Below are 12,542 nucleotides of genomic sequence, written 5' to 3'. Positions count from 1 at the left end.
CTATGTTCGGCGACTGGTCACGGCCGGTCGGACACGGCCGGCCGTGGAAGACTCGCCGCGTGACAGAGCCATCTGCGGGCGGAGCCACGCGCCGCATCGCCTACCAGGGAGAGCCCGGAGCCAACTCCCACCTGGTCTGCCAGCAGGCCTACCCCGACTGGGAGCCGCTGGCGTGCGCGTCGTTCGAGGACGCCTTCGCCTCGGTGGAGAACGGCGACGCCGACCTGGCGATGATCCCGATCGACAACTCGATCGCCGGCCGGGTGGCCGACATCCACCACTTCCTGCCGACCTCGTCGCTGCACATCGTGGGCGAGCGGTTCCTGCGCATCCAGTTCTCCCTGATGGCGCTGCCCGAGGCGAGCGTCGACTCGCTGCGGACCGTGCACAGCCACGTCCACGCGCTCGGCCAGTGCCGCGGCGTCATCCGCGAGCTCGGCCTGACCCCCGTCGTGGCCGGCGACACCGCAGGCGCCGCCCGCGAGGTGGCCGAGTCCGGCGACCCGACCCAGGCCGCGATCGCGCCGCCGCTGGCCGCGGAGATCTACGGCCTCCAGGTGCTGCGCGAGGAGATCGAGGACGAGGACCACAACACCACCCGCTTCGTGGTGCTCTCCCGCGACTTCGAGCAGGCCCCCTCCGGCAACGGCCCGGTCGTCACGACCTTCATCTTCAACGTGCGCAACCTGCCCGCCGCGCTCTACAAGGCGCTCGGCGGCTTCGCGACCAACGGCGTGAACATGACCAAGCTCGAGAGCTACATGGTCGACGGGCACTTCACCGCGACCCAGTTCCTGGCCGAGGTCGACGGGCACCCCGATGACGCGCCGGTCCGCAACGCGCTGGAGGAGCTGGAGTTCTTCACCACCGAGGTGAAGGTCCTCGGGGTCTACCCGGCCGACGCCTTCCGCGCCGAGTAGGAAACACTCGCCACGTGATCGATCTGCTGGTCGTGGCCCTCGCCTTCGGCGCCATCTTAGTCGTCGAGCTGCCCGACAAGACCTTCATCGCGACCCTCGTGATGTCGACGAAGATGCGCCCGCTCTTCGTCTGGATCGGCGTCGGGCTCGCGTTCCTCGTGCAGACCGGCGTCGCGGTGGGCGTCGGCACGGTCGCGTCGTTCCTGCCCGAGCAGCTGATCCACACCGTGGCGGCGCTGATGTTCGTCATCGGCGCGGTCATCCTCTTCCGCGAGGCCCGCTCGGCCGACGAGGACGAGGCCGGGCAGGAGGAGGAGTACGCCGCCAGGGCCGACTCCGCCGCCCACGGCGTCAAGGTCGTGGTCACCTCGTTCCTCGTCCTGTTCGCCGCCGAGTGGGGCGACCTGTCGCAGCTGCTGACCATCTCCCTCGTCGCCAAGTACGACGACCCCTTCTCCGTGTTCCTCGGCGCCTGGGGCGCGCTGCTCACGGTCTCCGGCCTCGCCGTGATCGTCGGCCGGCTGCTGCTCCAGCGCGTGCGGCTGTCGGTCCTCCACTACCTGGGTGCGACGGTCTGCGTGCTGATGGCAGGGTTGACCGTGTGGGAGATGACACGCTGATCGACCAGGTCCGCCGGCGCTACCTCGAGGTCAACGGCGACCACCCGATGAGCGAGGCGGACGACGTCTACGTCCGGGAGCACTTCGTGGAGGCCACGCCCGAAGCGATGGCGCTGATGCTCGAGGGCCGCCTGCCGCTGCCGTCGTACCTCCTCTCCGATGGGACGCCGATGGTGCCCGCCGAGCACGGCAGACTGGCGGAGATCGCCGGCGGGGTCGACCGGCTGCACGACTGGTTCGTCGCGTTCTGGCCCGACGACCCCGCGACCGCGGAGGAGGAGTGGGGCCACTACCTCTCGGGCCAGTACGTCTGCCTCACGGAGGTCTCGCCCGTCCGGATCCGGATGAAGACCAGGCGCGTCGCCGAGGCGTCGGTCGCGGTCGAGATCCTGCGCCGCGACCCCCACGACCCGATCGGTCGCGGCATGCTCGGGCAGGCCGTCGACGGCGTCCTCGCGGTGCCCGGCCTCGAGTCGTTCCTGCTGCCGATGACGGCGTACGACCGGCTGCGCTTCGGGGGGCCGACGGTGCGCGAGACCTGGGTCGAGGCGCCGCGCCGCGAGTTCCTCACCCCCGTCGCGCCGGTGTGGCCGCTGCGCACCGAGCGGCTGCTGCTGCGCCCCTTCCGGCCCGGGGACGAGCCCGCCCTCACCGAGGCGTGGGCCGACGAGGACTACACGAGCCTGCTCCTCAGCGGCACCATGAACCCGGCCGAGGTGGCGGAGATGGTGCGCCGGCGCTCCGAGCCGGGCGACGGGACGTTCATCGGCCTGGTCGCCGAGCACGACGGCGAGGTCGTCGGCGACTCGGTCCTGATCCTCCAGGGCACCGGCCTCAGCGAGGGCGAGATCGGCTGGACCGTGATGCCCCGGCACGCCGGCAGGGGGTACGCCACCGAGGCCGCGCGCGCGGTGCTCCGGCTGGCCTTCGAGCACTACGGCCTGCGCCGGGTCGTCGCCAACCTCGACGCCCGCAACGACCGCTCCGCCGCGCTGTGCGAGCGCCTCGGCATGCGCCGCGAGGTCCACCGCCGCGGCGACTTCTGGTCCAAGGGCACCTGGACCGACTCCTACGAGTACGCCCTCCTCCGCGAGGAGTGGCTGGCCCAGCAGCCCTGACCGAGCCGGCGTACGCTCGCGCTCCCCCCGCTGCCCCCACACGTGTCCGCGTTCCTGCCCCCGCGCGCGAGGTTCGGGGGCAGCTTCTCGGACACGTGTACGGCCCCGGGCGGGCTGTGGACGAGCCCAGCGGGACAACGGGCCGGTCGACCACGCTGGCCACATGGCCTTCGACCCGACGCAACCGTTCCTGCGTGCTGACGGGCTGGCAGGCGGACTCACCGAGAAGGCGATGCGTGGCCCTGGCTACCGGCGTCTGTTCCGCAACGTGCTGGTCGCCTCGACCACGCCGCCGACCGCGCTCCAGCGCGTCCGCGGTGCGCTCGTGCTCCAGTGCGAGGAGGCGTGGGCGAGCCACGCCTCGGCGGCTCGGGTGAAAGGTGCGCCGATCCCGACGATCGCCGACGAGCACGTCAGCGTCGCCCACCAGAAGCTCCGTCGCCACCACAAGGGCGTCCGGTGCCACGTGGGCGATCCCGCCGGCGTTGTCGTCGAGAGAGGGATGCGGGTCTCCGGCGACCTACCCATGTTCATCGAGCTCAGCGGGCAGCTCACCCTTGTCGACCTCGTGGTGGTCGGCGACTGGCTGGTGCGTCGCCGCGGGATCACTCCCGAGCAGCTGGTCAAGGCCTGCAAGTCGAGCCGCCACCGCGACCGGAGGAAGGCGCTGACCGCCGCTTGTTTCGTCCGTCGCGGCGTCGACTCGCCGATGGAGACCCGGCTGCGGATGCTCCTCGTCCTCGCGGGGCTCCCCGAACCCGCGGTCAACCTCGAGATCCGCGACGACCTCGGGGAGGTGATCCGGAAGTACGACCTCAGCTATCCCGTCGTACGCGTCGCGGTGGAGTTCAACGGCAAGCTGCACGCGGAGGTGGTGGAGAACTGGGAGGACGACCTCGAGCGTCGCGCGGACATGGACGAGGACGACTGGCGGCTGGTCGTCGTGATCAGCGCCGGCATCTACAAGCATCCGCTCCGCACCCTCCAGCGTGTGCACCGGGTGCTGCTCGCTCGCGGGATGCCGGGCGTGCCCCTCCGGCTGCGCGACGACTGGCGACCGCACTTCCCCGGCTTCTCCGACGCGGCCTGACGTCGTACGCCACACGTGTCCGCGATGTCGCCCCCGCGGCTGGAGACGGAGGGCGACTTCTCGGACACGTGTCCAGCGCTGGCACCGATAGAGTCCGGCCCATGGTCTCCACTCCCCATGGCGCGGACAGCGAGGTCGGCCGCCTGGCCACCGTGATGCTCCACCGCCCCGGCAACGAGCTCAAGCGCCTGACGCCGCGCAACAACGACCGGTTACTGTTCGACGGCATCCCGTGGGTCAACCGGGCGCAGGAGGAGCACGACGCCTTCGCCGAGACGCTGCGCAACCGCGGCGTCGAGGTGCTCTACCTGACCGAGCTGCTCACCGAGACCCTCGAGAGCGAGCTCGCCCGCAACCACGCGATCACCAGCGCGCTGTCCGGCCTGCACCTCGGTGACACGATGCGGCACTACCTCGCGACGGCGCTGCGCGACCTCTCGCCGGCCGAGCTCACCGACGTGCTCACGGCCGGCATCCGCAACGACGAGGTCAAGGGCGGCCACGGCCTGGTCACCAGCCTGCTGCACCCCCACGACTTCCTCATCGACCCGCTTCCCAACCTGCTGTTCACCCGCGACTCCAGCGTGTGGGTGCGCGACCGGGTGGCCGTCACCAGCCTCGCGATGCCCGCGCGCAAGCGCGAGACCCAGCTGACCGAGCTGATCTACACCGAGCACCCGCGCTTCGCCGGCACCCGCAAGATCCACGGCTGGCACAACGAGCACGTCGAGGGCGGCGACGTCCTGCTGCTCGCGCCGGGCGTGATCGCGGTCGGCGTCGGGGAGCGTACGACGCCCGCCGGCGTCGAGCGGCTGGCCCGCCAGGTCTTCCACGCCGACCTCGCCCACACCGTGCTCGCGGTCCCGATCGCCCAGGAGCGGGCGACGATGCACCTCGACACCGTGTGCACGATGGTCGACGTCGACAAGGTCGTGATGTACCCCAACGTCGCCGACACCCTGCGGGCCGTCACCGTCACGCTGGCCGACCAGGGCTCGGACGAGTCCGACCTGACGCTGAGCGTGAGCGAGTCCGAGCCGTTCCTGGTCGCTGCGGCCAAGGCGATGCAGATCGACACGCTCCACCAGATCGACACCGGCCTCGACCCGGTCACCGCCGAGCGCGAGCAGTGGGACGACGGCAACAACACCCTGGCCCTCGCGCCGCGGGTGGCGGTCGCCTACGAGCGCAACGACGAGACCAACGACCGGCTCGAGGACGCCGGCATCGAGGTCGTCCGGATCGCCGGCTCCGAGCTCGGCTCGGGACGCGGTGGCCCGCGCTGCATGAGCTGCCCGATCGCCCGGGAGCCGCTCTCCGTGGACTGAGCACGCTCAGTGCACAACTGTTGACCGAAAAGGCATCACGTTCGTCCGGCTGGCTCGTTGAGACGGCATGACCTCATCGATCCTCGACGCCCTGGACCCCACGGACGCCCAGCGGGTCCTGGCCGCCGGAAACGCGCTGACCCTCCCGCAGGGATGGTCGCCCATCGCGGAGAGCACGCCCGCCGACAAGGCCTACCTCATCACCGAGGGCGAGGTGTCGGTCCGCAAGGGCGGCACCGAGGTGGCCACGCTCGGCCCGGGAGCGGTCGTCGGCGAGACCGCCATCGTCAACAAGACGCTGCGCTCGGCCACCATCGTGGCGCTCACCCCGCTCAAGGTCGTCCACTTCACCAGCGAGCGGATCCAGCAGCTCGCCGAGGACATCCCGGCCTTCGGCGACGCGCTCCGCGCCGCAGCGGCCGAGCGGCTCGAGCGGGGCTGATCCCACCGTGGCGATCGAGTCCGGGCCGCCGCTGCCGGAGCCGCCGCGGCTGCCGCCCGACCTGGGCGACGTCATGGAGTCCTTCCTGCTCGGCGAGGCACCCAGCCTGACCCGAGTCCAGGTCGCCGAGCGCGCCGGCGTACCCCTCGACGTCGCCGTCACCCTCTGGCACCAGCTCGGCTTCCCCCACCGCGACGACGACGACGTCGCCTTCGCCGAGAGCGACGTCGAGGCGCTCCGGCTCAGCGCCGACCTGGTCGAGCTGGGCATCCTGCCGCCCGAGTCGCAGGCGGCGCTGGTGCGCACGTGGGGCCGCAGCTACGCCCGCCTCGCGGAGTGGCAGACCACCCTCCTGGCAGGTCTCGCCGTCGAGGGCGACGACCCCGCCGCGCAGCTCACCACGCTCGCCGGCGACGTGCTCCCGCGCGTCGAGGCGCTGCAGACCTACGTCTGGCGCCGCCACCTCGCCAGCGCCGCCCAGCACCTGCTCGAGGACACCACGGCCCTCGCCCAGACCGAGACCCGGCTGTCGGTGTGCTTCGTCGACATCGTCGGCTACACCACCCAGAGCCGCAGCCTCGACGGCGCCGCGCTCGTCGAGTGGGTCGACCGCTTCGAGCAGGACACCACCACGCTCGTCGTCGACCACGGCGGCCAGGTCATCAAGACCATCGGCGACGAGGTGCTCTTCACCGTCGCCGACCCGGCGGCGGCGGTCACCATCGCCCACACCCTCACCGCGCGCGGCGACGACGACGAGGACCCCTTCCCGCGGGTGCGGGCCGGCATCGCCCACGGTGCCGTCGTACGCCGCCTCGGTGACGTGTTCGGCTCCACGGTCAACGCCGCCTCGAGGCTGACGTCAGCCGCCCGGCCGGGCACCGTGCTCGTCGATGCCGGGGTCCACGAGGCGCTCACGGCACGGGAGGACGACGACGGCGCGTGGCGCTGGCGTCGTCTGAGGCGCGTCTCGGCGAAAGGTTTCCACCACCTCGAGGCGTGGCGGGTCAGACCGTCCCGCGACGAGGACCGGGACCCGGACATGTGAAAGCCCGGTCGTTGTTGACGGGGGAAACAACAACGACCGGGCGAACATCAATCTACTCCGCTCGTGAGCGCGCGCACAACAGTCCCGGACGTTGTGTTCGCCTCGTGGAACGAACGTAGCCCGTTCCTTACCGGATCGTCACCTGCCGGTTGGCGAGCCCGGCGCGGGCGGAGCGCTCCGCGGCGGTGAGCTCGCCGCCCTTCATCGCCTCCTCGAGGTCGGCGGCGAACGCCTTCGCCGGACCCTCCAGGACCTCGGCGCCCGTGCCGAGCGGCAGGTCCCAGACCGGAGCCAGCAGGCCGTGGGCGCGGAACATGCCAACGAACCGCGATCCCTCGGCGACTGAGTCCTTCCCGGCGGCGTGCAGGCGGGCCAGCGCGTCGAGGAGTTGGTCCTCCTGGTGCGGCATCACCCAGCGCAGGTGCTCCTTGGTGCCCACGTTGGTCCAGTACGCCGCCTCGACGGACTCGAGCCGCACGGTGGGCATCACGCCGCTGTTGGCCTGCTCGAGCGCCGCCTCCATGCTGGCGTCGCGGTCGGGGATGTCGTCGATCCAGTACTCGAAGCCGTCGTGGACGGTGATGTCGAGGGTCGTGTCGCTGATCAGGTCCTGCAGGCTCGGGCCCTCGCCCGGCGCGCTGGGCAGGCCGACGATGCCCGGCTCCTCGGTGGCCAGGGCCGCCTCGAGGACCGCGCCGAGGTCGCGTGCGGGGTTGCCGTAGGAGTGCTGCACCTGGAGCCCGAGCCAGATGTCGCCGGAGTCGCGGACCATCGCGGGCGCGGCGCCGGGGAGGAGGGTGGCGAGCCGGACCGTGCGCGAGCCCTCCGTGAGCGTCAGCGGGGCGGTCGCGGCGGGGACCAGCTCGCGCAGCGCGATCACGTCGCACTCACTCGGCATCCCCTCGAAGGGACGGGCCACGAACGTCGGGGCGGCGCCACCGGCCGCGCCGTGGCAGGCCTTGTAGCGCTTGCCCGAGCCGCAGGGGCAGGGCTGGCGGGGTCCGACCTCGCCAGGGGCGGCTGCGGGCTGGGACTTGTTGCGGGACTTCTTGGCCATACCCGGAAACCTAGCCGTCGAGCAGCTCCAGCATGTAGGCCGGGCGGTCGCTGATGACCGCGGTGACGCCGAGGTCGAGGCAGAGCTGGAGGTCCTCGGCGGTGTTGACCGTCCAGACGTGGATCTCCCGGCTCTCCTTGACCAGGTGCCGGCCGAGGCCGGGGTGGTCGCGCAGCTCCTCGATCCCTGGACCGATGATCCAGCCGTCGGGGACGACGGGACGGAGCACTGGCCAGTGGTGCGCCTTCTCCACCAGCATCACCACGTCGAGCTCGGGGGCCAGCCGGCGCACCCGGTTCATCGCGTTGAGGGAGAAGCTCATGACCCGGACGGGGGACCCGGACCGGTCCCACCCGAAGTCGCCGAGGGTGTCGACCAGCCGCCGCTCCACCAGGCCGCCGTACCGCGTCGGGTGCTTGGTCTCGATCGCGAGCTCGACGGGACGGTCGTAGTCGGCGACGGTCGAGAGCAGCTTGCGCAGGGTCAGCACCTTGCCGTGCTCCGGGTCGCGCTCGGGGGCCTCGTCGTCGAGCTCGGACCACGGGTTCTTCCACGAGGCGAAGTCGAGCTCGTCGAGCTCGGCGAGGTTCATCGTCGAGACGATCCCGGCGCTCGCGGCGGTGCGGCGCAGGTTGCGGTCGTGCACGCAGACCAGGTGACCGTCGGCGGTGAGCCGGACGTCGCACTCCAGCGCCTCGGCGCCTTCGTTGAGCGCCTTCACGTACGCCGCCAGGGTGTGCTCGGCCGTGTCGTGGCTGCTGCCGCGGTGGGCGACGACCTGCGGCCGGGTGCGGGTCTGACGGGCGCGGCGGATGCGCGGCGTACGACGCATGGGTCGAGCATGGCACGTCGCCCGCCCCGCGCACGGGATCCCACCGAGCAGCACTGGTCTGGACCTGTCATCCCCGAATCTGGGGAGGATCCTCAACGTTGGTCGAAGGAATCCCCAAGCCTCCGGGCGGGGTGTAGTGGCCACCTACGGTCGCGGTGAGGTGCTCGACACGCGCGTGGGGACACGCCAGGACGCCTCAGGGATGAGGATCTCGATGAGTGACGTCACGCTGCCCTCGCGCCGCAACGTGGTGCGGACCGCCGCCTGGACGGTGCCGGTCGTGGCGGCGACCGTCGGCGCGCCGGCCTTCGCGGCCTCGTGCGGGAGCACCACCTACACGTGGCGGCTCGACTGGAGCAACGACAACACCACCGACACGTTCTCGACCTCCTACCCGGCGGCCACGACCAGCGGCGGGATCCAGACGGGCGTCGCCACCATCACCGGCCCCGCGGGGTCGGCACCCATCGCGGTGACGTTCCGGAGCCAGATGTACGGCACCATGCAGCGCGACGGGGACAACCTCAAGGTGTCCAACGCGTTGTCGCCCGCCGCCAACAACGTCGGCGGCCTGGGACAGGGCGCGGGCCTCAACGTCTCCCACCTGGCCCCGATCTCCTCCGGGCGCGCCAACCGCCAGGAGGTGTCGATCTCGTTCGACCGGGCGGTCACGGGCCTCAGCTTCACGATCACCGACATCGACCGGCAGAGCGGCGACTGGAGCGACCGCGTCGAGCTGACCGGCAGCCGCACCTACGCCGGCCCCAATATCAACGGTGACGGCACGAACGGCCCGGGCAACAGCAACGACGCCTGGCGGCCCGACGACGGCGGCAACGCCGACAACGACTCGGGGTCGCGCAACCTGACGGTCACCTACGCCGGGACGATCGCAGCGAACAGCCCGATCATCCTGACGTTCTGGAACAACTCGGGCGACGGCAACCAGCGCATCTTCCTCAGCGACTTCACGTTCAACGCCGCGGGCTGCTGACACCCGTCAGTGGACGTGGTCGCGCCAGTCGTCGGGCACCCGGCCCGTGGGGCCGGGGGTCGGCTGGTCCACGGGGTGGTGCTGCGGGTCGGCGAGCCGCGGACCGAGCACGCCGACTGACCGGCTGAAGTCCCAGAACCAGTCCTCGCCCGGCTCGAAGCTCTGCATCACCGGGTGCCCGGTGGCGTGGAAGTGCGCCGTGGCGTGCTGCGCCGGGCTGCTGTCGCAGCACCCCACGTGGCCGCACTGCGCGCACCGGCGCAGGTGCACCCACCAGCCACCCGCCTCGTCGCACTCCAGGCACCCGGGTCCGGACGGCGCCGCCTCGGGGTCGATGCCGGCAGGCACGGGGTCGGGGGTCGCATCGGTCATGACCCCACCCTGCCCTGTCAGCGGGCCGCGAGGAAGGCCGGCAGCCAGTGCGCCTCCCAGGCGGGGATCTCCTGCTGCTCGACGGCCGACCGCACGGGCGCCTGCGCGGCGGTCCGGTAGCGGCCCGCCTCGCGCTCGAGGTAGTGGTAGTTCACCAGCTCGCGGCGCAGGTAGGCGAAGTCCTCGTGCACGCCGAGAAGCACCTCGTTGACCTCCTTCTCGGAGTACTCCCGCCCCGGCTCGAACCGGCTCACCACCTCGAGCAGCACGGCCGCGCGCACCTTCCGCCTGGCCGGCACCCGCTCGATGCGCCCGCCGGTGAAGAGCCGGCCCACCAGCCGCTCCTGCTCCGCGCGCGCAGCGTCGTACGCCGCCTCCTGCGGGCCGGCACTCGCCTGCACGGCCGTCCGGGCGACCGTGTAGCTCTCGCCGGTCTCGGCCATGCGCGCTCGCACGACCTTCTTGAAGTCACTGTCCCTGGTCACTCGTGATCACCTCGGCTGCGCTGCGTCCCCAGTACGCCGCTGCAGCGGGCGTTCGACGGTGCGACTCATGGATCCGTCCGAGGATCTGCTCCCCTTCGCCGCCTCGCACGGACTGGGGCCGACGCGTGGGCTGGGCGTTGGACGACGCCCTGGGCGTTGAGTCTCCCAGAGACTCAACGCCCAGGGCAAAGTCTTTGACGGTCCACCCGCGCGGGGTTGACCCGGGCGGACGGCATCGGTTCGGGTGGAGGGAGCGACGAGGCCATCGGGGGTCTCGCCACGACAAGGGAGTCATGCCCCATGCACAGCACCATCAGCAGGACCCTGCTCGCGATCCTCGGCTCGCTCATCGCGGTCGCCGGCCTCGCCAGCCCTTCCCACGCGGTCACCAAGCTGACCGACGCGCAGGCCGCCAGCCAGCTGTCGGCGGTCGGGATCAGCCGGGTCTCCAGCGGCGGCTGCACCAACCGCAACGTGTCGACCTGCACGTCCTACGAGCAGATCAACCAGGAGACCGTCAGCGGGATCAAGACCTTCAAGTCGATCAGCGGCTGCGCGATCACCATCACCGGCGGCACCGAGACCGGGCACGCGTCCGGCACCTACAGCCACTGGAACGGCTACAAGGTCGACGTCAGCCCCACGAGCTGCGTGTCCAGCTACATCACCAGCCACTACTCCTACTCCGGCACCCGCAGCGACGGCGCCGCGCTCTACACGGCCCCGTCGGGCAACGTCTACGCCCGCGAGAGCAACCACTGGGACATCACGTACTACACCTGCGGCTGCTGATACCCGCCTGACACAGCGACGGCGTGGCCCCACACTGGGGCCATGCCGTCGTCGAGCCAGTGGGTGGCGTTCCTCGTCGCCTCGATCCTCTTCATCCAGGTGCCGGGCCCCAGCCTGCTGTTCACCATCGGCCGCGCGCTCACCGTCGGCCGGCGCGAGGCGCTGCTCTCGGTGCTCGGCAACGGGCTCGGCGTGACGGCCCAGGTCGCCCTCGTGGCGGTCGGCCTCGGCGCGGTCGTGGCGGCCAGCGCGACGGCGTACACCCTCATCAAGGTCGCCGGTGCGGCGTACGTCATCTGGCTCGGCGTGCAGGCGATCCGCCACCGCGCCGACGCCCGGCTGGCGATGGCCGCCTCGGTGCCGGTCCGGCGCGGGCACCCGGTGCGGATCGGCTTCACGGTCGGGGCGACGAACCCCAAGACGATCGTGTTCTTCGTGGCCTTCCTGCCGCAGTTCACCGACCCGACCGGCCCGGTCGCGGTGCAGACGATGCTGCTCGGGCTCGTCTTCGGCGCGATGGCGGTCGTCTCCGACGGCACGTGGGCGATCGCGGCGGGCACCGCGCGCGACTGGTTCGCCCGCCGGCCCTCGCGCCTCGACACGCTCAGCGCCACCGGCGGCACCATGATGATCGGCCTCGGCGCCACGATGATCGCCGCCGAGTGACACCCCTAGGGTGCTGGGCATGCGCCTCCTGGTCTCGACGCTCCTGCTGCTGACCGCCCTCGCCGCACCGGCGGCCGCCGAACCCACACCCCTGCCGACCGGCACCGACGTCGACTACCAGCTGGGCGGTCCGGCCTACGTCCCCGACAACGTCGGCATCGTGGTGCGCGACCGCACCGAGACGCCGGCGCCGGGCGCCTACAACGTCTGCTACGTCAACGGCTTCCAGACCCAGCCCGACGCCCGCCGCTTCTGGAGGAAGCACCGTGACCTGGTGCTCCGCGACGGCCGCGGCCGCCCGGTCGAGGACGAGGCCTGGGGTGAGTGGCTGCTCGACATCCGCACGCCCGCGAAGCGCGCGCAGCTGGCGCGGGTCGTCGGCCGCTGGACCGCCGGCTGCGCCCGCGACGGCTTCGACGCGGTGGAGTACGACAACCTCGACTCCTACGTGCGCAGCCGCGGCCTCGTCACCGGCCGGCAGGCGACGGCGTACGCGCGCCTCCTGACCGCGCGAGCCCACGACTCCGGCCTCGCGGCGGGCCAGAAGAACCGCGCCGGCTGGGACGGCCGCCGCGCCGGCTTCGACTTCGCCGTCGCCGAGGAGTGCGGCCGCTACGACGAGTGCGCTGCCTACACCGACGTCTACGGCGACCAGGTGCTCGTCGTCGAGTACCGCGCGCGTGACTTCGACAAGACCTGCACCGGCTACGGCGACCGGCTGGCCGTCGTGCTGCGCGACCGCGACCTCACCCCGGACGGCGTACGCCGCTTCTGCTGA

15 protein-coding genes are annotated in these 12,542 nt (G+C 71.7%); 11 read left to right on the top strand and 4 right to left on the bottom strand.

From position 1 onward, the window contains the following. Nucleotides 1–59 precede the first annotated feature (59 nt). The 7 genes from ACE3QY_RS01160 to ACE3QY_RS01130 all read left to right on the top strand — a co-directional run bounded on the left by ACE3QY_RS01160 (nt 60) and on the right by ACE3QY_RS01130 (nt 6,566). A complete protein-coding gene (locus tag ACE3QY_RS01160; RefSeq protein ID WP_374454170.1) occupies nt 60–920 on the top strand; it encodes a prephenate dehydratase in 861 nt (286 codons plus the stop codon). Between the two features lie 14 nt (nt 921–934). Further along, complete coding sequence (locus ACE3QY_RS01155) at nt 935–1,540, top strand: TMEM165/GDT1 family protein (protein WP_374454169.1); 606 nt, start codon at nt 935–937, stop codon at nt 1,538–1,540. Beyond that, the gene (locus tag ACE3QY_RS01150; protein WP_374454168.1) at nt 1,522–2,658 is read left to right on the top strand and encodes a GNAT family N-acetyltransferase; all 1,137 of its coding nucleotides are present in this window, start codon (nt 1,522–1,524) and stop codon (nt 2,656–2,658) included. Before ACE3QY_RS01155 ends, ACE3QY_RS01150 begins: the two co-directional genes overlap by 19 nt. 163 nt (nt 2,659–2,821) lie before the next feature. Beyond that, nucleotides 2,822–3,748, top strand: a complete 927-nt coding sequence (locus ACE3QY_RS01145; protein WP_374454167.1) for a hypothetical protein — start codon at nt 2,822–2,824, stop codon at nt 3,746–3,748. A gap of 101 nt (nt 3,749–3,849) precedes the next feature. Further along, nucleotides 3,850–5,076, top strand: coding sequence for an arginine deiminase (locus ACE3QY_RS01140; protein WP_374454166.1), 1,227 nt, complete (start codon nt 3,850–3,852; stop codon nt 5,074–5,076). Between the two features lie 67 nt (nt 5,077–5,143). Further along, nucleotides 5,144–5,518 carry a cyclic nucleotide-binding domain-containing protein gene (locus tag ACE3QY_RS01135; protein ID WP_374454165.1) on the top strand — a complete coding sequence of 125 codons (375 nt, stop codon included), beginning with the start codon at nt 5,144–5,146 and terminating at the stop codon, nt 5,516–5,518. Nucleotides 5,519–5,525: 7 nt separating this feature from the next. Next, a complete protein-coding gene (locus ACE3QY_RS01130) occupies nt 5,526–6,566 on the top strand; it encodes an adenylate/guanylate cyclase domain-containing protein (RefSeq protein WP_374454164.1) in 1,041 nt (346 codons plus the stop codon). 127 nt (nt 6,567–6,693) lie between these two features. Here the strand turns inward: ACE3QY_RS01130 and ACE3QY_RS01125 are convergent, their stop codons facing one another. Next, nucleotides 6,694–7,623: a DUF5926 family protein gene (locus ACE3QY_RS01125; RefSeq protein ID WP_374454163.1), complete on the bottom strand. Its 930-nt coding sequence runs from the start codon at nt 7,621–7,623 to the stop codon at nt 6,694–6,696. Between the two features lie 10 nt (nt 7,624–7,633). Beyond that, on the bottom strand, nt 7,634–8,455 hold the full coding sequence (locus ACE3QY_RS01120) for a glycerophosphodiester phosphodiesterase family protein (protein ID WP_374454162.1): 822 nt from the start codon (nt 8,453–8,455) through the stop codon (nt 7,634–7,636). Between the two features lie 214 nt (nt 8,456–8,669). Here ACE3QY_RS01120 and ACE3QY_RS01115 point away from each other — a divergent pair, with 214 nt between their 5' ends. Further along, nucleotides 8,670–9,449 (top strand): hypothetical protein, encoded by a 780-nt coding sequence (locus ACE3QY_RS01115; protein ID WP_374454161.1) that lies wholly within the window; start codon nt 8,670–8,672, stop codon nt 9,447–9,449. Between the two features lie 6 nt (nt 9,450–9,455). Here ACE3QY_RS01115 and ACE3QY_RS01110 read toward each other — a convergent pair whose 3' ends face one another. Continuing rightward, on the bottom strand, nt 9,456–9,821 hold the full coding sequence (locus ACE3QY_RS01110) for a UBP-type zinc finger domain-containing protein (protein WP_374454160.1): 366 nt from the start codon (nt 9,819–9,821) through the stop codon (nt 9,456–9,458). 17 nt (nt 9,822–9,838) lie between these two features. Then, nucleotides 9,839–10,306 carry a DUF2087 domain-containing protein gene (locus tag ACE3QY_RS01105; protein ID WP_374454159.1) on the bottom strand — a complete coding sequence of 156 codons (468 nt, stop codon included), beginning with the start codon at nt 10,304–10,306 and terminating at the stop codon, nt 9,839–9,841. Between the two features lie 300 nt (nt 10,307–10,606). On the opposite strand from ACE3QY_RS01105, the gene ACE3QY_RS01100 reads away from it, so the two are divergent. From ACE3QY_RS01100 to ACE3QY_RS01090, 3 genes are read left to right on the top strand one after another with little or no spacing between them, the layout of a single operon-like run. Next, entirely contained in the window at nt 10,607–11,098 is a 492-nt protein-coding gene (locus tag ACE3QY_RS01100) for a hypothetical protein (protein WP_374454158.1), read from the top strand. Nucleotides 11,099–11,140: 42 nt separating this feature from the next. Then, on the top strand, nt 11,141–11,764 hold the full coding sequence (locus ACE3QY_RS01095; protein WP_374454157.1) for a LysE family translocator: 624 nt from the start codon (nt 11,141–11,143) through the stop codon (nt 11,762–11,764). Between the two features lie 19 nt (nt 11,765–11,783). Then, nucleotides 11,784–12,542 carry an endo alpha-1,4 polygalactosaminidase gene (locus tag ACE3QY_RS01090; protein ID WP_374454156.1) on the top strand — a complete coding sequence of 253 codons (759 nt, stop codon included), beginning with the start codon at nt 11,784–11,786 and terminating at the stop codon, nt 12,540–12,542.

It is taken from the genome of Nocardioides sp. (genome assembly GCF_041913365.1).
GTDB lineage: Bacteria > Actinomycetota > Actinomycetes > Propionibacteriales > Nocardioidaceae > Nocardioides.
Note: the sequence above shows the minus strand (reverse complement) of the source record. Positions and strands in the feature narration are given on the sequence as shown.